This window comes from Rhodococcus sp. 05-2254-2 (assembly GCF_002259095.1).
In the GTDB taxonomy this organism is placed as follows: Bacteria; Actinomycetota; Actinomycetes; order Mycobacteriales; family Mycobacteriaceae; genus Rhodococcoides.
Genome location: NZ_NOZJ01000008.1, coordinates 681,483 through 706,564, shown reverse-complemented (window position 1 = coordinate 706,564; position 25,082 = coordinate 681,483). Strand labels below are relative to the sequence as shown.

Genomic DNA, 25,082 nt, shown 5'->3' with positions numbered 1-25,082 from the left:
CGTGGCAGGAGGGTCGTTGCGTCAGCAACCCCTCGAAGATACACGAGGCGGGCCCTGACCTGCTAATTCGCGTCGGGCGCACGGTCCGGCGTTCGCGCGTCATAGTCTTGCACCATGCGATCCGGGGTCCGCGCCAATCCGATGACGGTCGTCGTGGTCGTCGCGATGGCTGCGGTGGGATTGATTCTGGGTTACCTGAACAAGGCCCGATGCGCGGTCGCGCCGTTCGACGCCTCCGGTCGCAGCACGATGTTCGACGCCATCAAGGATTCCTCGGTCTGCTACTCCGACATCCAATTCCTGTGGCTCGGCCGAGACATCGACAATCACATCTTTCCGTACATTCACGGGGCCATCACCAGCGACGGAATCCTCACGGGCGGAACGGTGGAGTACCCGGTCCTCAGTGGATTGCTGATGTGGCTCGGAGCCATTCCGGCCCACACCGATGCACAGTTCCTGTTGACCTCGGCGTTGATTCTCGCGCCGTTCGGTCTGCTCACCGCCTGGATGCTCGGCCGGATGGCAGGCTGGCCCGCCTTGCTCTGGTCGATCGGCCCGCCTCTGGTGATGTACGCCTTCCACAACTGGGAGCTTCCCGTCGTGGCCACCGCCGTCGGCGCGATATTCGTCATGACGCTGCCGATGCCGCTGCGACGCAAGGCGATTCTCGCCTCGGTGCTGCTGGCCGTCGGCTTCTGCCTCAAGCTCTACCCGGGAGCATTCGTGTTGCCCCTGATCGCGTACGTCGTCACCGGCGGCATCGATGGACGTGAGTCCGCCGACACCGTCCGAGCTCGCTGGGACATCCGCGGCGGCCTGATGGTGGCCGGCGCTGCCATCGGCACGGTCGTCGCAGTGAATCTGCCGTTCGCGGTGCTCGGTTACGAAGGATGGCGGGCGTCCTTCACATTCCAGTCGCTGCGGCAGGCAGACCTGACGACCAACTCCATCTGGTACTGGGGATTGCGCCACTTCTACATCAACGACCAGATGAATCCCGATGCCTACGCCGAGGCCGAGGCCTCCTTCCAGAACGTGGTCGACGTGGCGTCGCCGCTGCTGGTGTTCGCCGCGTTCGCTCTCGCGCTGTGGCTCGGATGGCGTCGCGCGAAGGTCGTCGGGACGTACCCGTGGGTCGCGGTCAGCGGATCGATGCTGTGCGGTTTCATGCTGCTGCACAAAGTGCACTCGCCCCAGTACACGCTGTGGCTGCTGCCCTTTCTGGTGCTGCTTCGGGTCCCGTGGGGGCTCGTCGCCGCGTATCTGGTCGTCGATCTGTCGATGGGAATCGGCGTCTTCAAGTACTTCGCCGCGTTGGCCTCGGGGGCCGATGCCACCGACGAGGAGTTCTTCGTTCTCGTCGGAGTGTGGGGACGAGCGCTGCTGCTGGTGGTGTTCTTCGTACTGTTCCTCCGAGCTCGGATGCGGGTTCCGTTCCCGGGCGAAACCGACCAGGCGTCTGTATCATCGCCCCGACCAGCAACGATATCGCTGACAACATCACCGGGGCAGTAGCACGTAGGGCGGGGCGGGGACATGACACAGGTGTCGCAATCGCAGGAGAACACCGAGAAACGAACCACCGATGTACGACGCGTCGGCCTCGTCGAGGACCACGAATCGGTAGCGCTCGGACTCAAGGCCATGCTCGCAGACGAACCCGACCTGGAACTGGTGTCCACCGCCGCCACGGTCGCGGAGCTGCTCGCCCAACAGCCGACACTCGATCTGGTGGTGCTCGATCTTCGTCTGGGTGACGGTTCGTCACCCCGCTCGAACGTGGAGCAGTTGCACGCCGCCGGCGCGCGCGTCCTCGTCTACACCGGAGCCGAGAACGCCTTTCTCGTTCGTTCGGCAGCCCGTGCAGGTGTGCTCGGCGTGGTCCGAAAGTCCGCCCCGGCGGCGGCGATCGTCTCCGCGATCCGACGCGCAGCGAGCGGCGGGCAGGTCGTCACGACGGATTGGGCTGCGGCGATCGACGGTGATCCGCAGCTTCCCGACGTCGGACTCAGTCCGCGTCAGCGCGAGGTACTCGCCCTCTACGCGTCGGGCGAGAAGGCCGGACGCGTCGCCCGCCTCGCCGGATTGTCCGAGCAGACCGTCAACGACTATCTGGTGCGAATCCGCAACAAGTACGCCGAGGCCGGGCGTCCGGCACCGACGAAAACCGATCTGTACAAGCGAGCGGTCGAAGACGGCTGGCTGCCGATGCCCGAACTACCTCCGCAGGATTGATGCAGGGTCCGAGCGCAGAGGAACGCCTCTCGCGCTACATGGCTCGCTTCGCGAGTGCAGGCGCGTTCGCCTATCTGGTGTTGCTGGGACCGCAGATCCTGTCTCAGTTCGATCGGCTGCAACTCTGGTACACCCCACTGTTCGTGTGTTCGATCTTCGGCCCGGCTCTCTGCCTGTCGTTCGCCTCGTTCCGGTGGTGCATGCGCCGCATCCGCGCTCTCGTCACGGCGTTGGCCGTCGCGTATCTCGCCGGGCAGGTGCTCTGGCTTCCGGCCTTCGAGGGCCCGGCACTCGGATTGACCGAATCGGCCTGGATCGCAGTGTTCCCCGGTCTCATCTCGGTGACGACGGCGATCGCGTGGTCGAATCGTGCGATCTTCGCGTACCTACTGCTCGTCGCCTCCTTCGGGCAGGTCGTCAACTATTTCAGCCGAATCGACCACGGCAACGTTCCCTTGTTCTCGGACATCGTCTTCGGCATCGTCTTCTGCGGAATCTTTACTGTCACAGTGACATTGGTGGTCCGAACCGGTCGGCTGCTCGACACGACGCGAGTCGCCGCCGAATCTCAGGCCGCCACGGCAGCAGCGAGCGCTGCGAGATCGGTCGAGCGCGAACGGTTCGACGCACTGATCCACGACGACGTCATGTCGACGCTGCTCTCGGCCGCGCGCGTGGGCAACAGTCCGGCGCTGACCGCTCAGTCGACCACCGCACTCGCCCGAATGGATCGGTTGCGTGCGGGCATCTCCTCGACCGAACCCGTAGGCCCCGACAGCTTCCTCGCCTACGTCCGATCCGCGCTGACCGAAGTGGACGACGACGTGGTCATCGATGCCTACATCGATGCGGTGTCGCGGGATTCGACGCTGCCGATGGAGGCGGTGCGCGCGCTGTCGGCGAGCGCGGCAGAAGCGCTGCGAAACAGCGTCCGACATGCGGGTGATCGCGCGCAGCGCGCGGTGCGCGTTCGCGTCGACTCCGACTCTGTACGCATCGACGTCCGCGACGACGGGTACGGCTTCGACCCCGGGTCGGTCGCCCCGCACCGACTGGGTCTCGCTGTCAGCATCAGAGGCCGCATGCGTCAGCTGCAGGGCGGATCGGCCGAGGTGACGTCGACACCAGGCCACGGCACCAGGGTCACGCTGACGTACCGATCCCCGGTGGACGCGACATGACCGACGACCCCGCTGTCGACGCCGATCGCGACGTCCGAGCCTTCCTCGGAATGAACACCGCCAGCGCGTCCGGAGTCGCCGCGACCTTCTTCGCGACCTACTCGTTGATGAACTTCACCGCGTCCGAGGGCGTGCAGAGCGTCTGGGTGGTGCAAGCGGCGGTACTGCTGGTGGCATTCGCGGCGTTCGCACTGGCGGCCGTGCCAGGCGATCCGCTCGCGGCCGGGTGGGCGACGGCCATCAGCGCATCGGCTCCCGTTGCCACAGCCGTTGTGTTGTCACAGCTTTCGGTACCGGTCGCGAACGGGCTGCAGACCTGGCCGCTCAGCGCTGCGGTCGCCCTGTGCGGATTCGTCAGTGTCCGGGGGCGCACTGTCCTCGCGTGGATGGCGATGGCCGCGGTGGTCGCGGTGTGCACCGTCTGGTCGGCCGCCACCGGCCAGGGCCCGATGGCCGGTGTCGCGATGTCGGTCATCAGCTTCGCCCCACTGGTGATGGCGACGTTCTTCGCACTGTCGTTTCGCTCCACGGCCGCGGCGGTCTTCGAGCTCCGGGCTCAATCTCGTCGCCGCGCGGCAGAGGACGCCGCGACCTCGGCCGGCCTCGACGAGAGAGATCGCCAACTCGAGCAGTTGGATCATCTCGCCCGCCCGCTGCTGGAGAAGATCGCGAGCGGATCCGATCTCGATGCCGCGGAGCGTCAGGCCTGCGGACTTCTCGAGGCAGCTCTGCGGGATCGACTGAGGGCACCGGGACTGATGACGGACGAGGTCGCCGCGCAGGCGCGGGCTGCCCGGGCACGGGGAGTGCAGGTGGTTCTGCTCGACGACGGCGGACTTGCTGTGGTTCATCCCACAGTGTCGACGCGGGTGAGCACCGCGGTTTCCGACGCACTCAGGGGTTCGACGAGCGGAGTGGTGACCGCCCGGATACTGCCGCCCGGCCGCGCGAGGATCGTATCCATCCTGGCCAGCGACTCGAGCGCCGACGTGCGGATCGAACTCGATGCTGAAGGCCGGCAGTCTGTCGTAGCTTCGTGACACGCTTACCGGACGGTTGACGGTTCAATGCCCCCAATAGTCAGGGCAGAAAACCTGCGAATTACCTGTGAGAATCATTCCCATTGGTTTAGTTGGTCTCAACCCACTACGGCGTCCGGGAGAATTGATGTCTGCACTGCTCGAACCCTTGCCCTCCGCGGACGACGCGGGAGTCCCGACGACGCCTCGTTCACGTGGGCCCATCAGCTTGGTTCCGCCTGCGATGCAGATACACCCCGTCTCGGCCGCCCCGAGCCCGTTCCCGCCGCGACCGGATCTGACCGGCCGCGAGATCGAGGTGCTGCTCTGCTGGATTCGACACGACTCGAAGACCGAAGTGGCGAAGACACTGTTTCTCTCGCTCGGCACGGTCAACACACACCTCACCCGAATCCGGGCCAAGTACACCTCGGTGGGGCGCCCGGCACCGACCAAAGCCGCCCTCGTCGCACGGGCCCTGCAGGACGGGCTGGTCGACATCTCGGAGCTGTGAGTCTCGGAGCTGTGAACCCGCCGGTCAGACGCTGACTGCGGTCTCCACGCCTTCGTTCTCCAGACGCTTGTTGCGTCGGATGCTGCTCAGCAGGGCGGCTCCGATGAACAGAATTCCCACGAAACCGGTGATCAGCTCGTTGATGTGCACACCGATCGAGACCAGCAGGATGATGGACAACGCGCCGATCGCCCAGTGCGCACCGTGCTCGAGGTACACATAGTCGGACAACGTTCCCTTGCGGACCAGGAACACCGTGATCGAGCGGACGAACATCGCGCCGATGAAGCCGAGGCCGAGCGCGATGATGATGGGGTCGGCTGTGATGGCGAAGGCACCGATGACACCGTCGAACGAGAAGGACGCGTCGAGCACCTCGAGATAGAGGAACAGGAAGAATCCGGCCTTACCCGTCGCCTTCGCCAGTTCGCTCGGTCCGCCCGAGGACTCCTCGCCCTCTTCCTCGACGTGGAAGAGCTCGCCGAGTCCGTTGACCGAGATGTAGGTGATCATGCCCAGCACACCCGAGACCATGACGGTGGAGATCTTGTCGTCCTCGGCCAGGAACTCGGCGCTCAGTACCAACAGCAGGCCTGCGACGACCACGGAGAGCTGATCGAGGCGGCCGATCCGGGCGAGGGGCTTCTCGAGCCAGCTCAACCAGGTGATCTCGCGGTCCTCGAAAATGAAGCCGAGGAACAACATCAGCAGGAACATGCCACCGAACGCGGCGATCTGCGGATGCGCGTCGGTGAGCAGAGTTTCGTAACTCGGCGACCCGTCCGGGAAGGTCGCGGCACCGTCGGCGGGCGGGTTCAGTGCCAGATCGAGTGCCGCCACCGGGCCCAGACCGGACGCGGCCCAGACGATGACCAGCGGGAACAGCAACCGCATGCCGAACACCGCGATGATGATGCCGATGGTGAGGAAGATCTTCTGCCAGAACTCGCTCATGCGTCGCAGCACAGTGGCATTGATGACGGCGTTGTCGAAGGACAACGACACCTCGAGGACGCCGAGGATGAGCACGAGGATCATCGCCTCGATCCCGCCGTACAGGAAAGCCACGATCACGGACACGATGGTGACCGCGATCGACCATCCGAAGATCTTCACAACCACAGTCAGTGGCCTTTCTCGAGACTTGAGACGGAAAAACCCCCGCCCATCATGAATGACGAGGCGGGGGTACTCCCAATCTTGAGAGGGCCTTTACTACACGTTTACCCCGAAATCGCGCGCGATTCCGGCGAGTCCGGATGCGTAGCCCTGACCGACTGCGCGGAACTTCCACTCCGCGCCGTTGCGGTACAGCTCACCGAAGACCATGGCGGTCTCGGTGGAGGCATCCTCGCTGAGGTCGTAGCGAGCGAGCTCGGAGTTGTCGGCCTGGTTGATGACGCGGATGAACGCGTTGCGCACCTGACCGAACGACTGCGAGCGTGCGTCCGCATCGTAGATCGACACTGGGAAGACAATGGTCTCGATCTCCGGCGGTACCGCGGCGAGATCGACCTTGATCTGCTCGTCGTCTCCGTCGCCCTCACCCGTGGTGTTGTCGCCGGTGTGCTCGATGGAGCCGTCCGGAGACTTCAGGTTGTTGAAGAACACGAAGTGCCCGTCGCTCAAGGCCTTCTTCGTCGAGTTCAGAGCGATGGCGCTGGCGTCGAGATCGAAGTCGGTGCCGGTCGTCGTGCGGATGTCCCATCCGAGACCGACCACGACCGCGGTCAGGTTCGGAGCTGCCTTGGTGAGCGAGACATTGCCACCCTTGCTGAGGCTGACGCCCATTGAGAGGTCCTTTCGCAATTGGTTTCCCGTACGGGTTCAACCGTAGTGGGAATGTCCGGTTCTTGGACGTACTCCGCCAACGAGTACGACATCGCCAGGGTTCCCGTCAGTACTATCGAGCAGGTGACAAGTCGCTGGCCTGGGGTGTTCCGCCGGGGTGCCGAATCCGACGCCGCCGCGCGTCGTTCCCAGGACAACGCTGTCGCCGCGTTCCTCGACATGGACAAACGTCAGTCGATCGCCTCGGCGGGCGTCGAGGCCTCCACCGCACTGCGTCCTCAGGATCGACTCGCGAGCCGGTGGGCAGACACCGAGAAGCAATGTTTCGATGCCGGAGCTGCCTACCTCGCCGCCGTCGATCAGTTCGACGGAATCACCACTCCTGCCGCCAGATCGGCCTTCGACCGAGCGACCGCGCTTCTGCACGACGCCAGCTCGGCTGTGGATCGGTTCTACGAAGCCCACCGAGACACCCTCGAGCAGTCCTCCGCTCAGTTCGCCGCGACCCCGCGCTTGGTCCAGGACGCACTGGCCGAGGCCGACGCCGCCCGATCGACCGTCGACGAACAGTTTGCCGGCTACCCCTCACTCCGGCAGGCGTGGCGCGAACTCGATTCGGCAACAACGCAATTGCAGGCCGATCAGCGCGACCCCCTGCGCGCCCGAGAGCACGCCGCCCTGGTCCGCGATCGGGCGGCCGCACTGCGTGCAGCAGTGAACTCGGCTCCGGGCCGCCTTCAGGAGGCCCGAACGGCACTGGCCTCGGTGCGCACCCGAATCGAAGCCGTACGAACGAGATCCGAGGGCATTGCCCCGGCCTTCTCGAGCTTGCTGCGGGAGTTCAACGCCAAGAGCTCGGCGGACCTCTCTCGCAACGAACGGTCCAGTGCGCGCCACATCGAGCAGGCCGACGAGGATCTGAGCGCAGCTCGTTCTGCACTCGACGCGGGCAATCCCGAACACGCGTTGGATCTGGTGACCCAGGCACGCCAACACCTGAGCGATGCCGAACAACTGGTCGACGCCGTCACCGACCGAGTTCGTCTGCTGCGCGCGGTCAAAGCCGATCCGAAACAGACCGAGAACAAAGTGCGGTTCAAACTTCGTGACGCCCAACAACTCGCGGTCAACCGCGGTCTGGTTGCCGAATGGGGCTCGGTGTTGGATGCTCAGCTCGCCCGGATCGACAGGGCGAGCACAGCCCTGTCGGGTACCCACCCCGACTACTGGTCATATCTGCAGGATCTGGATACCATTTCGGACTTCATCGCAGGCGTGATCGACCGCATGCGTACCTCGCACTGATCACATTCACACGAAGGACAGTGGTGCAACACTTTCGCCATCTCGACGCAGACACCCGTGAACGAGTGTTCTTCCTGCAGCCGGAGGACATCGAGACGAGCGACGGAAACGACCTCGTGGCAACGGCTCTCGGAGCGACGCTGTACATCCCGGCGACGCGTCCCGACCTGACCGCGACGGTGAACAAACGCACCGACGAGGGGGTTCGGTCCATCGTCATCGATCTCGAAGACGCTGTGGCGGACCATAATCTGGAAGAAGCGCTGGCCAACACCGTGCGAACTCTGAACGAACTCTCGGGTTCGGGATCACTGGTGTTCGTTCGAGCTCGCACCGCCGCGCACATCCGCAGCATCTGCGCCGGCCTGAACCACGGTGCCGCCGGGCTCGCCGGATTCGTCGTACCGAAGTTCACGGCAGCACGCGGAGCCGAGTTCCTCGACGAGATCGTCGCCGCGTCCACGACACACGGCACCCGTCTGTTCGCCATGCCCGTCCTCGAATCCACGGAAGTGGTGCACCGGGAGACACGCGACGCGGAACTGGTTGCCATCCGTGAACTCCTCGGTGAGTACCGCGACACCGTGCTGGCGGTGCGAATCGGGGCCACCGACATGTGCGGCACCTTCGGCATCCGCCGCGACCGCGACCTGACGATCTACGACGTCCGCGTCGTCTCCGACGTCATCAGCGCTATCGTCAATCACCTGGGTCGTTACGACGGATCGGGTTTCGTCATCACCGGACCGGTGTGGGAGTACTTCGCAGACCACGAACGCATGTTCCGCCCGCTGCTGCGCCAGACGCCGTTCGTCGATCAGGAGGCCGTGCGCTTTCGCCAGCAACTGGTGAGCAGCGACCTCGACGCCCTCCTGCGCGAGGTGGCACTCGACCGCGCGAACGGCATTCAGGGCAAAACCGTCATCCACCCCTCGCACGTGCCTGCCGTGCACGCGCTGTCCGCGGTGACGCACGAGGAATACCACGACGCACTCGACATTCTCTCCTCCGACCAGGGCGGCGTCCAGGCATCCGGCTACCGCAACAAGATGAACGAGCTCGGCCCGCACCGCAATTGGGCGAAACAGACGGTGGTGCGCGCCAGGGCATTCGGTGTCACCAACGAGGGGATCACGTTCGTGGATCTACTGACCGCACTGGCACAGCGATGAACGCGAATCCGGCCGACGGAATCGTGCTCACCGACACCGGTTCGTCGTCGTCCTGGACGGCAACACAGTTGGTGCTGCCCGGTCTGCGTCGCAACCCTCGCCGCGCCCACCTGTTGGTCTCGACGGTGCTCGGCAAACACATACCCGTCGATCCGGACGTCGTCATCTCCGCCGGCAACGAACTGGCCGCCCTGGTGCAGACCGCGGTGGGCGGCTCCGATGTCGACGTGCTCGGATTTGCCGAAACTGCAACCGGATTGGGCCATACCGTCGCGACGGCTCTGGGCGCGCACTGCTACCTGCACTCGACGCGTCGCCACGTTCCCGGCATGAACGTGCACGGCGAGTTCGAGGAGGGTCACTCACACGCCACCGACCACCTGCTGATGCCCACCTCGGCCGACCTTCTCGCCGGCGACCTACCGTTGATCCTCGTCGACGACGAGATCTCGACCGGAGCGACCGCGCTCGATGCCCTTCGGCAGATTCACGCATCCGCCGGCCGCGCGCACTACGTCATCGCATCCCTGGTGGACATGCGCACCGCCGAGCATCTCGCTGCTGCTTCGGCGGTGGCAACAGAACTCGGCGTTCGGATCGACAACGTGAGCCTGGCGCAGGGATCGGTGGAGCTCGAGCCAGGCCTGGTGGAGACGGTGCTGGCCCTCCCCGATCCGGAGTTCGATCCGGTTGCTGCACAGCCTGGTTCGGTTCGCCGCGTCGATGCGCAGTGGCCGGCAACCCTGCCCGATGGCGGCCGGCACGGGTTCCTCCGATCCGACGCCGCCGGTTTCGACTCGGCGATCGATGCTCTTACAGCCACCGTCGACGCGTCGCTCCCCGGATCGGCACCGGTGGTCGTCATCGGCCACGAGGAGCTCATGTACCTGCCGCTCCGACTGGCGGCGGCATTGCAGGAGCGCGGGCACAGCGCACTGTTCCAGACCACCACTCGGTCACCGGCATACGTTCTCGACCTGCCCGGCTACCCCCTGCGCCGCGGCTTCGAGTTCACTGCGCCCGAGGACGAATCGGGACTGCGCTACCTCTACAACGCGTCCGGACCGGACGACGCGACACTGGTGCTCGTCGCCGACGCCCCCGCCGACACCGACGCTCTGGCAGCAGCCGCCGAGACCCTGGCCGCCTCGGGTACCGACGTGCTGCTGGTCGTCGTCACGGGCGCGGACCCGGTGGCTCTCGAAGTCTCGCGGCGGGCACGTCCGCTGCGGGGGCCGGATTTCGGCTCGTACGCAGCGGACGAAGTCACCTGGCTGCTCAAGGACCTCTCGTCGGTCTCACTCGAAGCAGGAATCGAGGAGCGGGAGAAGCGCATTCAAGCCGGCGAAGCCCACTACGCCGAATCGCTTCCGGTCGAGTATCAACCGGATCTCGCCTACCGCGAACTGTTCGAGAAAGTGCTGCAGGAGAGCGCGTCACGGCTGGCGGTCGCGGTCGGCACCGTCACCGAGGTCGTGCTGGCCGAGCGCGGACACGACATTGCACTGGCGTCCCTGGCCCGCGCGGGCACACCCGTCGGAATTCTGATGCGCCGCTGGGCATTCGCAGCCCACGGCATCGAGATTCCGCACTATGCCGTCTCGATCGTGCGCGATCGAGGCATCGACGCCGTGGCCCTGCGCTACCTGGCCGAGCATCACGATTCGCGCTCGGTGGTGTTCGTCGACGGCTGGACGGGCAAGGGCGCGATCGCCCGCGAACTCACCGCGGCGCTGCGCGAATTCCCCGGAGCCGAGTTCGACGACGACCTCGCCGTGCTCGCCGATCCGGGCAACTGCGCTCGCACCTACGGCACCCGCGACGACTTCCTCATCGCGTCTGCCTGCCTGAACTCGACTGTATCGGGCCTGGTTTCACGAACCGTGCTCAACGACAGTCTGATTCGTCCCGGGGACTTCCACGGCGCGAAGTACTACGCCGATCTCGCCCCCGACGACGTCTCGCGTCACCTGCTCGACACCGTCGCAGCCCGTTTCGAGGACGTCCGGGACGAGGTCGATGCCTCGGTAGCAGCGGTTCTCGGCTCCGACCGAACACCCACGTGGTCCGGCTGGGCATCGGTGGAGAAGGTCCGCGAGGAATACGGCATCTCGCACGTCAATTTCGTCAAGCCCGGCGTCGGTGAAACCACTCGGGTGCTGCTGCGCCGTGTCCCGTGGCGAGTACTGGTGCGCGAGGCCGATGCGCCCGAGCACGAACACATCAGGATGCTCGCTGCGGCCAGGGGAGTGCCGGTGGATGTGGTTCCCGACCTCGCATATTCGTGCATGGGGCTGATCAAGAACGTGTCGAACGGGGAGGCGTCGTGAGCGCTCTCGTCGCGGTGGATCTCGACCGTACGATGATCTTCTCCGAGGGCGCACTCGGTGTGCCCCTGGACGATTCGTTCGAGTGCGTGGAGATTTACGAGGGAAAACCACTGTCCTACATGTCTTCTCGATCGATCTCTCTGCTGCGCGAGTTGAGCGAGAATGTTGTGGTCGTGCCGACCACGACACGTACCATCGAGCAATTTCAGCGGATCGCACTCCCGGGTGCCCCGTGGCGGTACGCCATCACCAGCAACGGCGGAAACATTCTTGTCGACGGCGAGCCGGACATGCACTGGCGCAACGGGTTCGAGTTGAACCTGGCCGGCATCGGTGCCGAGTTGAGATCGAGGGTCTCCGAGGACTGGGTCCTCAAGTACCGCGAGGCCGACGGCCTGTTCTGCTACCTGGTGGTGAACACGGCGGCCGTGCCCGAGGGCTTCGTCGCGGAGTGGTCGCAGTGGTGCACCGCTCGGGAGTGGAACGTCTCGCAACAGGGGCGCAAGATCTACACGATGCCCAACGCGGTGTGCAAGAGCTCTGCGGTGGCCGAGGTTCGGACCAGGCTGATACAGGACGGCACCCTCGACGCCGATGCCCGAGTCCTCGCCGCAGGTGACGGTGCACTCGACGCCGAGATGCTCATCGCGGCCGACGCCGCGATCCGTCCGCGGCACGGCGAACTGGAGCTGCTCGGATTCACTCGGCCCGGGTTGACCGTCACCGACTCCTCCGGTGTCCGGGCCAGCGAGGAAATTCTCGAATGGCTGCGGAACCGAACCGCCGTGCGCCGCGTCTAACTGTTCGTCGGGGAGGCAGACGTAGGGCAAGGGGTGGGCATGACGGATCCGTACGAGGAACTCGCAGCGACGATCGACAACATCGTCACCAGTGCGTTCGTGACGCCGATCGGCCCCGAATTTCTCGGCTCCGTTCTGAATGCGGCATTCGAGAAGGCGAACGTGGCCCTCGACTACCGCGGCGAGTTCGAGCCGGCCGAAGTGGTCATCACGGAGGCGTTCGAGGTGATGCCGCACGAGCAGATCGTGACCATGGTGAAATCGCTGGGTACCGAAACCATCGGGGAATCGTCCAAGAACTGGAACGACTTGTCCGCTGCCGCGAACACCGGATCCGACGGCTTCCGGTCCGGCATCGAGGCGGCCATGACGTCGGGCTGGTCGGGACCTACAGCCGACGCCGTCCGCGGCGGTGTGGGCGACTACGTCTCGTCTGCGAACGCGCTGTCCACCTCCATGAGTCTGATCAGCAACAAGTTGCTCGAGGCGCACTCCGGTTTCACGCAGACGAAGTCGAGGATGCCGCCGGTGGTTGCGGGAGCCGTAAGCAGCTTGATCGATTCCCTGCTGCCCATTCCCTTCGCCGCGAAGGAGGTGGTGTCGGCCCGAGAGGAGCAGCAGGAGGAAGCACGGCGAATCATGCGCTCGGTCTACGTACCAGGGGTATTGCAGTCCGATTCCGAGGTCCCGGTGCTACCGGCAGCGCACAACCCGGTCGTTGACGGTGGCGGTTCCGACGGCAGCTGGGGACTCGTCAGTTCTGCCGGGGGCGGAGATGGGGGTATCGGGTCGACTTCGCCCGGCGGCTCCGGTACCGAGGGTGGGGCTGATACGGCAGCGCAGGCGCAGGCCAGCGGCACTGAGGCTGCCGAAGCGGGTCGGAGCGGTACTGCGGCGTCGGAGCAGCCCGGGTCGGGAGGTCCGGGTTCCCTGCCTCCGGCCGACAACTCAGGCGAAACTCGTGCCGCCTCGGCCACCGGGCCGGGCGCTTCCGGCAGTGGTGCGGGTTCTGGGGTCGGCGCAGGTCCCGGCGGGGGGTTCGGCGGAACAGGACCGGGCGGCAGCGGCTTCGCGGGATCCAATGGTTCGAGCTACGGCGGCGGTGCGGGATACGGGTCCGGATCCGGAGGCAGTTCCGGTGCCGGATCGGGTTACGGCGGCTCGATTCTCGGCTCTCCGATCGGCGGCGGCACGGGCGGGATCGGTGCGGGCGGCAGCGGTGCGGGCAGTGCAGCTGCGGCGTCGGCCGGCCGCGCGGGAGCACACGGCATGCCGGGAATGGGTGCCATGGGCGCAGCAGGCGCACGGGGAGCCGGCGACAACGACGGAGAGCACGCCGTTCCCGGCTACCTGGTCGACGTGAGCAACGGCAGCGAGCTGATCGGCGATCTACCCCTGGTCGCACCTCCGGTACTCGGCGGCTGACGATGACGAAATGGACCATGCCCGGCATCGACTTCATGATGCTGTGCAGTCGATTCGGACGCGACCGACTGCCGTACCCCCTGGCGGTCACCATCGACGTCGAGACCGTCGACGAACTCCGACAGTTGCGGAGCGAGGCGTCGGCGAGGATCGACGCGATAATGGACGAGAAGCTCGGCGCAGCTGTTCGGACCGTCGTCGACCCGATCGTTCGCATCGAATGTCGCGGCGAGACAACCGATTCTCGTCACGACATCGTGCGCAGCCACGCGGCGATTCGCCACGACACTGCCGCGGTGCTCACTCGAGAGCCCGGGCCCGACGCCTCCTCCGGCGGTGCCGTCACCGTCGAACTGACCGGCCCTGCCCATGCCCCCGCCGTCGTTCTCGGATCCGTACCGAACATCGCTGCAGGCCGTCGACCGGCCGAGCGACTCGAACGCGTCACTGCTGCAACGACTTCGGGTGGGTCGCATCTGTCCACCGCAACCCGGGGGGCGACGGCGGACGAGCGGTTCCGGTCGTTCTTCGACCGCCCACGGTCTGCAGTCGGCGAGATCATCGTCGCGCGCGGCCCGACCTACGACAACCGCCGCGACACCGATGCCGTCTCGTTCTTCTGGATGGACTTCGAACACGACGGCCGGTACATCGTCCATTCCGCGGAAACGATCGACATCGCGCCCGCCGATACGACCGGCCTGGCGTCGGAGATCGGACGGCACGTGGCAGTGGCGCTGAGGCGGTGAGGACGGCCCGCTCTTGACACCGTATCGATTTTCGATAGGTTATCGATATTCGTTGTTATCGACTATCGATATGGAGGCGGCGGGATGGCATACGGAGTGGGCTCGGCACGGGCGAACAAATGGACGATGGCCGTCTATGCGGCGGCAGCTGTGATCTGGACCGGTCGGAAGATGTGGGAATACCGCTCCTCGGACCACGTCAGCGCAACCGTCACGCCTCTGGAGGAGTCGCCGACGCTCGACCTGTTCGGCGGACAGTTGCAGCCAGGCAACGTCATCGAGCTCAGTGTCCCCAAAAGCGACGTCCAGCGGCTCATCGGGATGATCGACTTCATGAGGTACGGCGAGATCGTGGCCGGCGGAATCCTCATCCTGGTGGGAATCTTCTTCGCGTACCGATTCTTCGACAATGTCATCAAGGAGACCCCGTTCAGCGTCGGTGCCAGCATCGACCTGGTCGTGGTTGCTGCCTGCCTGGTCCTGTACCCGGTCATCACCGGAGGGCTTCGGGTGATGAGTACCAACGCCATCCAGGCCGCACTCGAAACAACCGAGGTCACCGATACTGCACGAAGCTTCGGCTCGGTCTGGCTGGCCTTGATCGTCGCTCTGGTCCTGCAATTCGTCTACGCAGTTCTCCGGCAAGGCTCCAAGCTCGCTCGCGATGCCGATGGTCTGGTCTGATGGCGGAGGAGTTCGTCGACCATCTCGTCGTCTGTCATCTGGGCGAGATTCTCGACGCCCGCGGTATGACGCTCGCGGAACTCTCCCGTCTCGCCGGGGTCAGCGTCGTCAATCTGTCGGTGCTCAAGAACGACCGCGCCAAGGCCATCCGATTCTCGACGCTCACCGCAGTCTGTCGCGTCCTCGGCTGCACACCCGGCGACCTGTTCACCCTCCGCGAGATCTGACGTCCGCCCGATCGCAGCCACACCAGTCGGACAAATCGAACAAGTACATTGGATGACGGTAACCAGCACTACGAGAGAGAGTCCATCACATTGTCTGCTCCGGCCGGTCAACCGTTGTCCAAGGGTCAGAACGGCCCCCTCACCGTCGGTGACGTCGTCGTCTCCATCTCGCTGGCCGTACCTGCGGACCTGTCCGCGCTACTGGTCACCGACGCCGGAAAAGTACGCACCGACGCCGACTTCGTGTTCTTCAACCAGCCCACCGGCCCCGGTGTTCGCCTCGAGCCCGGCCAGGGCGGACCGGCCCGGCTCGCCGTGTCGCTCGCGGCAGTGCCCGCCGACATCGAGCAGATTCGCGCGGTCATCACCCTCGACGACGCGTCGAGCAACTTCGGGCGATCCACCGCCCCCGTGGCGCGGGTGAGCGACTCAGCCGGAAATGTGTTGTACGAGTACACAATCGATGGCCTCAGCTCGGAGTCCATCGTGATCGCGCTGGAGATCTACCGCCGTCAGGGAAGTTGGAAGGTGCGAGCCGTCGGTCAGGGCTACGCGGGCGGGTTCGCCGCCCTGGTGACCGATCACGGTGTGTCCGTGGACGACGCCCCTGCTCCCACACCTCCCGCACCGACACCGCCTCCCGCTCCCGTCACTCCACCGCCGCCGGCTGCCCCGCCGGCACCACCCGCCGCCCCGGTCCCCACCGAGGCTCCGGAAGTCAGCCTCACCAAGTCCAAGCCCGTCAGCCTCACGAAGGGCCAGAAGGTCACCCTCCGCAAGGACGGCGGCGTGGCGCTGACGGTCATCCGGATGGGTCTCGGCTGGGACCCGGTGACCACTCCGAAGAAGGGCGGATTCTTCGGCGGCGGCGGCCGAGCCGCGAACATCGACCTGGACGCGTCGGCGATCATGCTCGCCGACCGCAACGTCAACGATGTCGTCTACTACGGTCAGCTCAATGCCAAGGACGGCTCGATCGTGCACCAGGGTGACAACCTCACCGGCGAAGGCGAGGGCGACGACGAGGTGATCGTGGTCGACCTGACGCGGGTACCCAAGCACGTGACCGGCATCGTCTTCACGGTCACGTCGTACCGCGGTCAGACGTTCGAGCAGGTCGCGAACGCATTCTGCCGTCTCGTCGACAACACCACCAACACCGAACTGGCCCGCTTCACCCTGCAGGGCGGCATGCCGTTCACCGGTCTGGTGATGGCGAAGGTGTACCGCCAGGGCAGCGAATGGAAGCTCCAGGCCATCGGCGACGGTATCCAGGCCAAGCATGCCGGTGAAGCCGTCAAACAGCTCGGCCGCTATATGTGACCTTGCGGGCAGTAGTCGTCCGATCTGCAGCGCCGTCGAGCACGCCACCGAGCGGGTCGACGGCGCTGCCGTTTCGAATGAGATCCTCGGCCGGGCGGTAGATCTGCCGAACGATCAACGCGCACAATCCGATCACGGCGACATCGCGTACCACGACGGTCGCGGTGAACCACTGTTCGGGTAGACCCTTGTTCTCCACACCCAGGTAGTAGTACATCCGCGGGAACCAGACGAAGGCGTCGATCGTCATCCACGCCAACAGAATTCGACGGTGCGGCAGCGCCAGTACAGCCAGCGGAACCAGCCACAGCGAGTACTGCGGACTCCACACCTTGTTGGTGAGCAGGAACCCGGCGACCACCAGGAACACCAGCTGCGCGAGCCGCGGCCGCGTCGGAGCCGTCGTGCCGATGTACGCGATCAGCGCACACACGATGGCGAACAACACGAGCGTCACGGCATTGAGAACCAACGGTTTGTCGCCCGGGTACAGCGGACCGTCGAAACCGGTCCAACCGGTGAACGAGGTGACGACGTTGTACAGCGAATCCGGGTCCGCGCCGCGCTCGGAATTGAGCCGGAAGAACTCGTACCATCCCGACGGATACAGCAGCGCCAGTGGAAGATTGACCGCCAACCAGGCACCGATCGCCGCACCGGCGGTGATGCCCCACTCGCGCATCTTTCCGGTGCGCCAGCACAGCACCAGCAGGGGCCCGAGGAACAGCAGGGGATAGAGCTTGGTGGCACCGCCGAGACCGATCAGAACTCCGGCCAGCACCGGCTTCTTCTTGGCCCATGCCAGCAAACCGGTGAGCGCGAAAGCCGTTGCGAGAGCGTCGAAATTGGTGAATCCGTGCACGATCACCAGAGGCGAAGCCGCCACGAGGGCCGCGTCCCAGATGCGGCGTCCGGCGGCTATGGCGGTGGCCCACACGGTGACCAACCAGGCGACGGCCAATCCCAGGGCAACCACGTTGAAGTAGACGACGACCGGCAACGCCTGCGGCAGGAAACTCAGTGAGTTCCATGCCTTTCCGACGACCATCGAGCCGTATTGGTAGAGCCCGGCGAGCACCGGGTACTCCATGTACCGAATCTGACTCGACCCGTCGGCCTTGGTTTCTTCCCAGGACTTCTTGTACGGGAACGCACCTTGATCCAGTCGCTCCGCCCCGTACAGCGGCACGGTATCGGAGTAACACATCGCCACGTACTGACGACTGCCACTCCAATCGAGTCCGAGCTCACCGCCCGGTCCCACCGGTGCCTGCTGGATACACGCGGCCTTGGCGAACCAACCGAAGCAGAGAAAGACCACCGCGAGCAGCAGAATCACCCGGAGCGCAGTGAACCAGCGCTGCCGACCGATGACCGCGTGCTTGCCGACCGGACCGCCGATGACCGAGGACAATTCCTCGGTCATCGGATCGGTACGACTGGGTAGATCGCGGTCCGCAGCGCTCGCCGAATCGAGGCGACCGGGGCTCGCCACGGCTCGACCCTTGCGGTCGGGTTCGGTCGTCACCGCCGCGTCGCTACTGCCCGGGCGCTGCCGGTTCGGGCGCTGCCGGTTCGGGTGCCGCCGGTTCGGGTTCCGCGGGCTGCGCCGGTGCCAGTCCGGGAAGCGGAATGGTCACGCCGGGCAGAATCTCGACCTGCCGCGGAGTGATGACTACCGGCGGCGAGATCTCCGTCGGAATCGGCAGGGTCACCTGCGGCGGAGCTGTCGATGGTGCCACCGTCGTCGCCGGAGCGGGTGCCGAGTACTGCGGCACACCGGCCTGACCCGCGATGGCCTCGGGCGTCGGGAAGGTCTCGTTCGAGGTGCCGTCCAACGTGCCGTCCATCGTGTCTTTCCAGATGTCCGACGGTAGGCCCGATCCGTAGATCGGTCCGCCGTAACTGTTCTCGAGCGGCAGACCCTGCTCGGTGCCCACCCAGACGGCAGTGGACAGCGACGGCGTGTAGCCGACCATCCAGGCATCCTTGTTCTGACCGGTGTCTCCGAGCTGAGCGGTACCGGTCTTGGCTGCCGACTGGCGACCGCCGGCGAGGTTGTGACCGTTGGAGTAGCCGGCGATCGGACGCATCGCCGAGGTCACGTTGTCCGCAACCGCAGCCGAGACGACCTGCTGGCCGGCTTCGGGAGCCCGGTCGAGCAGCACGGTGCCGTCGGCGGTGACGACCTTCTGCACGAAGTGCGGAGTGTGATAAACGCCGGACGCAGCCAATGTCGCGTAGGCCGAAGCCATGTCGATGACGCGAGACTGGTACTGGCCGAGCACGACTCCGTAGTTGGGGCCCGCGTTGTCGGGCTCGGTGAGGGTGGGTCCGACGCCCTCGATCTCCTGCGGGATGCCGAGCTTGTGTGCCATGTCCGCGATGGCCTGCGGACCGTTGTCCATGCTGAGCATCATCCGGTAGAAGCTGGTGTTCAGTGAACGCTTCAGCGCCTCGGCGATGGTGCACGTTCCACAGGAAGCGCCCTCGACATTGCTGATCTCGATGCCGTTGACGTCGAGCGGGGAGCTGTCGTACATCTTCGACAGCGGAATGCCCTGATCCAGCGCGGCGGCCAGACCGAACACCTTGAACGAGGATCCGGTCTGCAAGCCGGACTGGGCGAAGTCGAATCCTCGACCGTCCGCACCGCCGTAGTACGAGCGGACCGCGCCGGTGCGTGGATCGATCGACACCGACGCCGTCCTCAGCTCCGAGGGCTCGCCCTCCATGTTGCTGTTCACGGCCTCGACCGCGGCCGCCTGGGCGTTCGGGTCGATGGTCGTGGTGATCTGCAGCCCCTCGGTATTGAGGTCCTGGTCACTGATACCCACCGCCGACAACTCTCGCAGCACCTGGGCCTTGATCAAGCCGTCCGGCCCGGCATCCTGAGCATCACCGGTGTCGACCTGCGCGCTCGGGACCACCGCCGGGAACATCATCGACGCCCGCTGGGTCGCATCGAGCTGACCCTGGGAGACCATGCCGTCGAGCACGTAGTCCCAACGCGCTTGCGCGCCGGTGGGGTTGAACTCGGGATCGAGATTGGAGGGTTGCTGGATGACGGAGGCGAGAACGGCACCCTCCTCCACCGACAGCTGGTCGACGGACTTGCCGAAGTACGCCGTCGACGCGGCGGCGATGCCGTAGGCACCGCGACCGAAGTAGATGGTGTTCAGGTACGCCGCAAGAATGTCGTCCTTGGACCACTGCCGCGCCATCTTCGAGGAGATGACGAGCTCACGCATCTTTCGGGTCAGCGTCCGATCGTTGCCGACCAGCGCGTTCTTGACGTACTGCTGGGTGATGGTCGAGCCACCGCCGGCACTGTCGCGTCCGAGCACGTTGTCACGCAGAGCCCGGCCGAAACCGGTCACCGAGAATCCCGGATTGGAGTAGAAGTCGCGATCCTCGGCCGAGAGAACGGCGTTGCGCACGTGCTCCGGGATCTGATCGATCGTCACGTCGGTGCGGTTGCCCTCGGGTGGCACCACCTTGCCGAGCACACTCGAGCCGTCGGCCGCGAAGATCGTGGCGACCTGGTTGGTTCTGATGTCGCCGGGACGCGGCACGTCCTCGACGGTGTAGGCCACCATGAACGCCAGGATCGGCACGATCAGACCCAGGGCGATCAACGCATACATCGTGCGTCGAACGACCCGCCACTTGGACTTCTTCTTCGTTTTCGCGGCGGGACCTCTTTCGGGCGGCTCGGGCGGTTCGCTGCCCGAGGAAAGAACTGATGGATCGTTCGGTTCGTGGGGTGGTGGCACAGCGCCGGACCGAGTCACGCCCGTCGAGGCGGCGGATCGCACAAGAGGCGCGATGGGCGGCTCTCCGTACCGACGTTCGCCGTAGGGACGCTCACCCGCGGGACGTCCACTCACCGGATCCACCGGTGGCCTGCCCTGAGCGGGTCGGCCCTGCGGGGGCATGGGAGGGCGGCCCTGCGGGGGCATCGGACGCTGACCGGGAGGGGGACCGGGTCGCTGGCCGGGAGGAGGCATGGGAGGACGACCCTGCGGCGGCATCGGACGCTGACCGGGAGGAGGTCCCGGTCGCTGGCCGGGAGGGGGTACCGGTCGCTGGCCGGGCGGAGGCATCGGGGGACGGCCCTGCGGCGGCATCGGACGCTGGCCGGGAGGAGGTACCGGGCGACGCCCGGGTGGGTCGGAATGGCGGCTGCCGCGCGGCGGCCCGGGCACGTCGGGACGCCGTCCGGAGTCGCTACGGCCCGGTTCGTTGCTACCCGGATTGTTGTCGTAGGGGGAACTCACGTACGAATCTCCAGTAATTTCGGCGGCCGCGTCGAATTCTCGGTGGATGGGATCAGCTGAGCGATTGTGTCACTCACTCGCTGTTCGACGGTTCGGTTGACGGGAACCCGATCGCGGACGACGGGGTTGCTTGGGCGCGGGGACGGCCCCGAGGACATAGGACTGGACGAGGTGGTTCCAGCTGCACGACCTACACACCTCGACCACGTGGACCGAGAACTCCTCCTGGGTCGCCGCGAGACGGACGAGTTCGTCCGCCGTTCTCGCCGACCCGGACAGTGCCCCGAGCTTCTCACCGAACACCCAGGACACCAGCGTGAGCTGCTCCTTGCGGCAGATGGGGCACACCACATCGCTGCCACGTCCGTGGAACTTGGCGGCGCGAAGAAGGTACGGATCCGCATCACAGACCGCTGCGACGCCCGTCCTTCCGGAGTACACCTCGGCCAGCAGCGACCGACGCTGAAGGGCGTAGTCCACCACCTGTCGCTGAAGTCGCACGAGGACCAGAGTACGTGCGGCCCCTCCGATGCGGACCTGCGAACCCCGCCTCGACGGCGAGCAGGGCCCATTTCGGCCCTCGGAAACTACGCTCCACCTGTGCCGACGCGGTCTGCCCCTCGACGCAGGCGAGAGACGCAGATCGCACCGACGTCGATTCGGTGTGAGCTCCGGTCCCTACACTTGCTCGCATGTCGGCCACATCGGGAATCCACGTGCGCCCCCGACGACACGGCGACCTGACCACTCTCCTGCCCATCCTGCAACGTGCGCACGAATTACACCGTTATCCCGTGCGCGCAGCGGCGGTGCGAGCCGACTGGCTTGCCCCACCGAACGAACTCGCGGCCTGGGTGGCCGAGTCCGACGACGCCGTCGTCGGCCATGTCGCGCTGCACTCGACGGCAGCACCGGGAACCGATCCCGGCGCGGACGACGCAAGCGCGCAGTGGCGGCGAGCAACGGGGGTGGCTGCTGATCGACTCGCTGTGGTGTCGCGCTTGGTCACCGACGGTTCCGTACCGGGCAGTGGAACGACTCTGCTTGCACACGCGATCGATGCTGCGCGCGATGCAGGGCGCGTGGCGGTTCTGCTCGTCGAGCCGAGTAGCGCCGCCCTCGGCTTCTACCGCAGGCGAGGGTGGCAACAGATCGGGACGTCTGCGCAGCAGTGGGGCGAGTATCGAGTCGATGCCGTGCTGATGGTGGCACCGTCTCGCTGAGCCGACTGGCCACGTGCACGTTCACCCGCGCTCGGTCACGCCGACAGTGCAAAAAACGCACACACCACTGCACCGCAGAGACGTACGCGGTCCGCCGATCGCAGCCGACTCATCAGGTGTTCGTTGCGTCCCGCACGCCCCAGTTCGCCATGGGTGGGGGCAGCCACGAAGGCAGTCGCCGACGCCGAGACCGCCGCGCCGCCGATGCTCGTCAAGACAACCGCATCGATCGGCCCGGACACCAACACCCACAGACACGCAGCAGCGAGCAGTCCGTAGACCGGCCCGACGACGAGGGTTATCCGACGCGAGTGCGCGTCGTGGGCACGCGACCAGTCTTCGTCCGGAACCTCCGCCAGCGCCGGATAGACGACGCCGGTCACCACCATCTGAAAGCCCAGGTGGAGGGCCGCGGCGGCGAGAAGCGCGTCGACCGGGGTCATGTGTCGCACGATACGTGCACGGCCGAGTTGTCAGAATATGTATCGGCGCGATACATTCTTCGATAGTGCGGTCAATCGCATCGTCATGATGTGATCGTTGGATTCGAGAAGGGGGAGTTGCATGCTCGAGCTCGCAATTCTCGGACTGCTTCTCGAATCACCCATGCACGGTTACGAGCTCCGCAAGCGGCTGACCGGCCTGCTCGGAGCTTTTCGAGCGTTTTCGTACGGATCGCTGTACCCGGCACTCCGTCGACTACAAACCGACGGTCTCATCGCCGAGGACGCCGGTCCCGACTTGCTCGTGAAGAGACGAGCAAAACGGGTGTATCAGCTCACCCCGCTCGGCAGGGAACGATTTGCCGAACTGGTGGCCGACACCGGACCGCAGAACTACACCGACGACGGATTCGGCGTACATCTTGCCTTCTTCAGTCGGACTCCCGCGGAAGCTCGAGTCCGCATTCTCGAAGGCAGACGTCGCCAGGTCGAGGAGCGCCGAGAAGGCCTCCGCGACGCTGTGGCCAAGGCGAACGGGACACTCGACCGCTACACCCGGCAGCTACATCAGCTCGGTCTCGAATCGAGCGAACGCGAGGTGCGCTGGCTCAACGAAGTCATCGCAGCCGAGCAGGCCGACCCCAACCCAGCACCGTCCCGCACAGCACCAAACAGGACAGTCAAGACAGAAGGAGAACCCGACCATGGGTGAGAACAACAACGCAATCCGCGTGGCCATTGTGGGTGTGGGCAACTGCGCCTCATCCCTGGTCCAGGGTGTCGAGTACTACAAGGACGCGGACGAGAACGCCACCGTCCCCGGCCTCATGCACGTCATGTTCGGCAAGTACCACGTCCGCGACGTCGAGTTCGTCGCCGCGTTCGACGTGGACGCCAAGAAGGTCGGCTTCGATCTCTCCGAGGCCATCTTCTCCAGCGAGAACAACACCATCAAGATCGCCGACGTACCCCCGAAGGACGTCCACGTCCTCCGCGGACCGACCCTCGACGGCCTCGGCAAGTACTACCGCGAGACCATCACCGAGGCCGACGGCGACGCCGTCGACGTAGCGCAGGCCCTGCGCGACGCCAAGGTGGACGTGCTCGTGTCCTACCTCCCCGTCGGATCCGAAGAAGCCGACAAGTTCTACGCACAGGCCGCCATCGATGCAGGCGTCGCCTTCGTCAACGCGCTGCCCGTCTTCATCGCCTCGGATCCCGTCTGGGCCAAGAAGTTCGAGGACGCAGGCGTCCCCATCGTCGGCGACGACATCAAGAGCCAGGTCGGTGCCACCATCACCCACCGCGTCATGGCCAAGCTCTTCGAAGACCGCGGCGTGCAGCTCGACCGCACCATGCAGCTCAACGTCGGCGGCAACATGGACTTCCTCAACATGCTCGAGCGCACCCGCCTCGAGTCGAAGAAGATCTCCAAGACCCAGGCCGTCACGTCGAACCTGCAGAAGGAATTCAACGCCAAGGACGTCCACATCGGACCGTCCGACCACGTCGGCTGGCTCGACGACCGCAAGTGGGCCTACGTCCGCCTCGAAGGCCGCGCCTTCGGTGACGTTCCCCTGAGCCTCGAGTACAAGCTCGAAGTATGGGACTCGCCCAACTCCGCAGGCGTCATCATCGACGCAGTCCGCGCCGCGAAAATCGCCAAGGACCGCGGAATCGGTGGACCGGTCATCCCGGCTTCGGCCTACCTGATGAAGAGCCCCCCGAAGCAGCTGGCCGACGACGTCGCCCGCGAGCAGCTGGAAGCGTTCATCATCGACGCATAAATGCCTGCGGCAGTGGTGTGACTGAGTGCCTGCGACTGCACTCATCCGCGCCACTGCCCCCGCCCGCCGGTCCACTCGATGTGACATTGACCCCCGAAAAGGTCACTGAATGTCACATCGAGTGGACCGGTGGGCGTTCGTCTATCCGGCCGCGGTGATTTCTCGTGGATCAAATGTCACCCGGATTTCCCTGATTGTTCCGTCCTCGATTCGCTGCCAATTGGCGGTGCTTGCCGGGGAGGCGATCGACGTGTGCAGATCGAACCACGTCAGTACGTTGGGGCCGTCCACGAAGACGTGGGTGATATCGATGTCGGTGACGATCTCCGACATTCCTTTCAATCCCGCCACACATTCCGCGCCGTTGGCCGCTGTGCCCAGTGGTCCCCGGAATGTCGCGTCCTCGTGCAGGATCGACGCCAGAGTGTCGAAATCTTTGCTTTTCCAGGCCTCGAAGTAGGTTGCGGCAACTTCTTTCGGTGTCCGTGTCATGACCTCGAGTCTCGAGCGCACCGGGTCAGAAGTCCAACAGTTTCTTCCGATGACCATCAGAAGTTCTACTCATAGCCGCAGCTGAAGCTAGCGCGCTAT

24 protein-coding genes are annotated in these 25,082 nt (G+C 65.4%); 17 read left to right on the top strand and 7 right to left on the bottom strand.

The features are described from left to right. Positions 1-114: 114 nt before the first annotated feature. The 5 genes from CH283_RS13480 (at position 115) to CH283_RS13460 (ending at position 4,952) form a co-directional block, all read left to right on the top strand. A complete protein-coding gene (locus CH283_RS13480) occupies positions 115-1,518 on the top strand; it encodes a hypothetical protein (protein ID WP_082898661.1) in 1,404 nt (467 codons plus the stop codon). A gap of 21 nt (positions 1,519-1,539) precedes the next feature. After that, on the top strand, positions 1,540-2,238 hold the full coding sequence (locus tag CH283_RS13475) for a response regulator transcription factor (protein WP_068048783.1): 699 nt from the start codon (positions 1,540-1,542) through the stop codon (positions 2,236-2,238). Next, the gene (locus CH283_RS13470; RefSeq protein ID WP_094638357.1) at positions 2,238-3,419 is read left to right on the top strand and encodes a sensor histidine kinase; all 1,182 of its coding nucleotides are present in this window, start codon (positions 2,238-2,240) and stop codon (positions 3,417-3,419) included. Before CH283_RS13475 ends, CH283_RS13470 begins: the two co-directional genes overlap by 1 nt. Beyond that, complete coding sequence (locus CH283_RS13465; RefSeq protein ID WP_094638358.1) at positions 3,416-4,459, top strand: hypothetical protein; 1,044 nt, start codon at positions 3,416-3,418, stop codon at positions 4,457-4,459. Before CH283_RS13470 ends, CH283_RS13465 begins: the two co-directional genes overlap by 4 nt. A gap of 127 nt (positions 4,460-4,586) precedes the next feature. Next, positions 4,587-4,952, top strand: coding sequence for a helix-turn-helix transcriptional regulator (locus CH283_RS13460; RefSeq protein ID WP_094638359.1), 366 nt, complete (start codon positions 4,587-4,589; stop codon positions 4,950-4,952). A 24-nt stretch (positions 4,953-4,976) separates the two neighbouring features. Here CH283_RS13460 and CH283_RS13455 read toward each other — a convergent pair whose 3' ends face one another. Continuing rightward, on the bottom strand, positions 4,977-6,074 hold the full coding sequence (locus CH283_RS13455; RefSeq protein WP_068048447.1) for a DUF475 domain-containing protein: 1,098 nt from the start codon (positions 6,072-6,074) through the stop codon (positions 4,977-4,979). A 93-nt stretch (positions 6,075-6,167) separates the two neighbouring features. After that, a complete protein-coding gene (locus CH283_RS13450) occupies positions 6,168-6,743 on the bottom strand; it encodes a TerD family protein (RefSeq protein ID WP_032396932.1) in 576 nt (191 codons plus the stop codon). A 219-nt stretch (positions 6,744-6,962) separates the two neighbouring features. Between CH283_RS13450 and CH283_RS13445 the strand changes: the two genes are divergently transcribed. The 9 genes from CH283_RS13445 to CH283_RS13405 all read left to right on the top strand — a co-directional run bounded on the left by CH283_RS13445 (position 6,963) and on the right by CH283_RS13405 (position 16,758). Beyond that, complete coding sequence (locus CH283_RS13445) at positions 6,963-8,048, top strand: hypothetical protein (RefSeq protein WP_068048460.1); 1,086 nt, start codon at positions 6,963-6,965, stop codon at positions 8,046-8,048. A 23-nt stretch (positions 8,049-8,071) separates the two neighbouring features. Continuing rightward, positions 8,072-9,220 (top strand): HpcH/HpaI aldolase/citrate lyase family protein, encoded by a 1,149-nt coding sequence (locus CH283_RS13440; protein WP_094638539.1) that lies wholly within the window; start codon positions 8,072-8,074, stop codon positions 9,218-9,220. Next, positions 9,217-11,550 carry a phosphoribosyltransferase gene (locus CH283_RS13435; RefSeq protein ID WP_094638360.1) on the top strand — a complete coding sequence of 778 codons (2,334 nt, stop codon included), beginning with the start codon at positions 9,217-9,219 and terminating at the stop codon, positions 11,548-11,550. Before CH283_RS13440 ends, CH283_RS13435 begins: the two co-directional genes overlap by 4 nt. Beyond that, a complete protein-coding gene (locus tag CH283_RS13430; protein ID WP_094638361.1) occupies positions 11,547-12,350 on the top strand; it encodes an HAD family hydrolase in 804 nt (267 codons plus the stop codon). Before CH283_RS13435 ends, CH283_RS13430 begins: the two co-directional genes overlap by 4 nt. 39 nt (positions 12,351-12,389) lie before the next feature. Then, positions 12,390-13,775: a PPE domain-containing protein gene (locus tag CH283_RS28285; RefSeq protein WP_094638362.1), complete on the top strand. Its 1,386-nt coding sequence runs from the start codon at positions 12,390-12,392 to the stop codon at positions 13,773-13,775. A gap of 2 nt (positions 13,776-13,777) precedes the next feature. After that, the gene (locus tag CH283_RS13420; protein WP_094638363.1) at positions 13,778-14,524 is read left to right on the top strand and encodes an ESX secretion-associated protein EspG; all 747 of its coding nucleotides are present in this window, start codon (positions 13,778-13,780) and stop codon (positions 14,522-14,524) included. Positions 14,525-14,608: 84 nt separating this feature from the next. Continuing rightward, positions 14,609-15,208, top strand: a complete 600-nt coding sequence (locus CH283_RS13415; protein ID WP_255183203.1) for a DUF2975 domain-containing protein — start codon at positions 14,609-14,611, stop codon at positions 15,206-15,208. After that, entirely contained in the window at positions 15,208-15,435 is a 228-nt protein-coding gene (locus CH283_RS13410) for a helix-turn-helix domain-containing protein (RefSeq protein WP_068047485.1), read from the top strand. The genes CH283_RS13415 and CH283_RS13410 overlap by 1 nt, the downstream gene beginning before the upstream one ends. A gap of 90 nt (positions 15,436-15,525) precedes the next feature. Beyond that, entirely contained in the window at positions 15,526-16,758 is a 1,233-nt protein-coding gene (locus CH283_RS13405) for a TerD family protein (RefSeq protein ID WP_255183202.1), read from the top strand. Here CH283_RS13405 and CH283_RS13400 read toward each other — a convergent pair. The 3 genes from CH283_RS13400 to CH283_RS13390 all read right to left on the bottom strand — a co-directional run bounded on the left by CH283_RS13400 (position 16,733) and on the right by CH283_RS13390 (position 21,539). Further along, positions 16,733-18,184, bottom strand: coding sequence for a glycosyltransferase family 87 protein (locus CH283_RS13400; RefSeq protein ID WP_068047521.1), 1,452 nt, complete (start codon positions 18,182-18,184; stop codon positions 16,733-16,735). The two genes, CH283_RS13405 and CH283_RS13400, sit on opposite strands and share 26 nt — an antisense overlap. Before the next feature lie 112 nt (positions 18,185-18,296). Further along, positions 18,297-20,864, bottom strand: a complete 2,568-nt coding sequence (locus CH283_RS13395) for a transglycosylase domain-containing protein (RefSeq protein ID WP_373557621.1) — start codon at positions 20,862-20,864, stop codon at positions 18,297-18,299. A 243-nt stretch (positions 20,865-21,107) separates the two neighbouring features. Next, the gene (locus CH283_RS13390) at positions 21,108-21,539 is read right to left on the bottom strand and encodes a DUF5318 domain-containing protein (protein WP_170944655.1); all 432 of its coding nucleotides are present in this window, start codon (positions 21,537-21,539) and stop codon (positions 21,108-21,110) included. Positions 21,540-21,730: 191 nt separating this feature from the next. Here CH283_RS13390 and CH283_RS13385 point away from each other — a divergent pair, with 191 nt between their 5' ends. Continuing rightward, entirely contained in the window at positions 21,731-22,261 is a 531-nt protein-coding gene (locus CH283_RS13385) for a GNAT family N-acetyltransferase (RefSeq protein WP_068047494.1), read from the top strand. A 35-nt stretch (positions 22,262-22,296) separates the two neighbouring features. Here the strand turns inward: CH283_RS13385 and CH283_RS13380 are convergent, their stop codons facing one another. Next, positions 22,297-22,704 carry a hypothetical protein gene (locus CH283_RS13380; RefSeq protein ID WP_094638365.1) on the bottom strand — a complete coding sequence of 136 codons (408 nt, stop codon included), beginning with the start codon at positions 22,702-22,704 and terminating at the stop codon, positions 22,297-22,299. 121 nt (positions 22,705-22,825) lie between these two features. Here CH283_RS13380 and CH283_RS13375 point away from each other — a divergent pair, with 121 nt between their 5' ends. Both CH283_RS13375 and CH283_RS13370 read left to right on the top strand, forming a co-directional pair. Continuing rightward, positions 22,826-23,416 carry a PadR family transcriptional regulator gene (locus CH283_RS13375; protein ID WP_068047497.1) on the top strand — a complete coding sequence of 197 codons (591 nt, stop codon included), beginning with the start codon at positions 22,826-22,828 and terminating at the stop codon, positions 23,414-23,416. Beyond that, the gene (locus CH283_RS13370) at positions 23,409-24,491 is read left to right on the top strand and encodes an inositol-3-phosphate synthase (RefSeq protein WP_032396939.1); all 1,083 of its coding nucleotides are present in this window, start codon (positions 23,409-23,411) and stop codon (positions 24,489-24,491) included. The genes CH283_RS13375 and CH283_RS13370 overlap by 8 nt, the downstream gene beginning before the upstream one ends. 141 nt (positions 24,492-24,632) lie before the next feature. On the opposite strand, the gene CH283_RS13365 is transcribed toward CH283_RS13370, so the two are convergent. After that, a complete protein-coding gene (locus CH283_RS13365; protein WP_068047527.1) occupies positions 24,633-24,983 on the bottom strand; it encodes a nuclear transport factor 2 family protein in 351 nt (116 codons plus the stop codon). Positions 24,984-25,082: the final 99 nt, after the last annotated feature.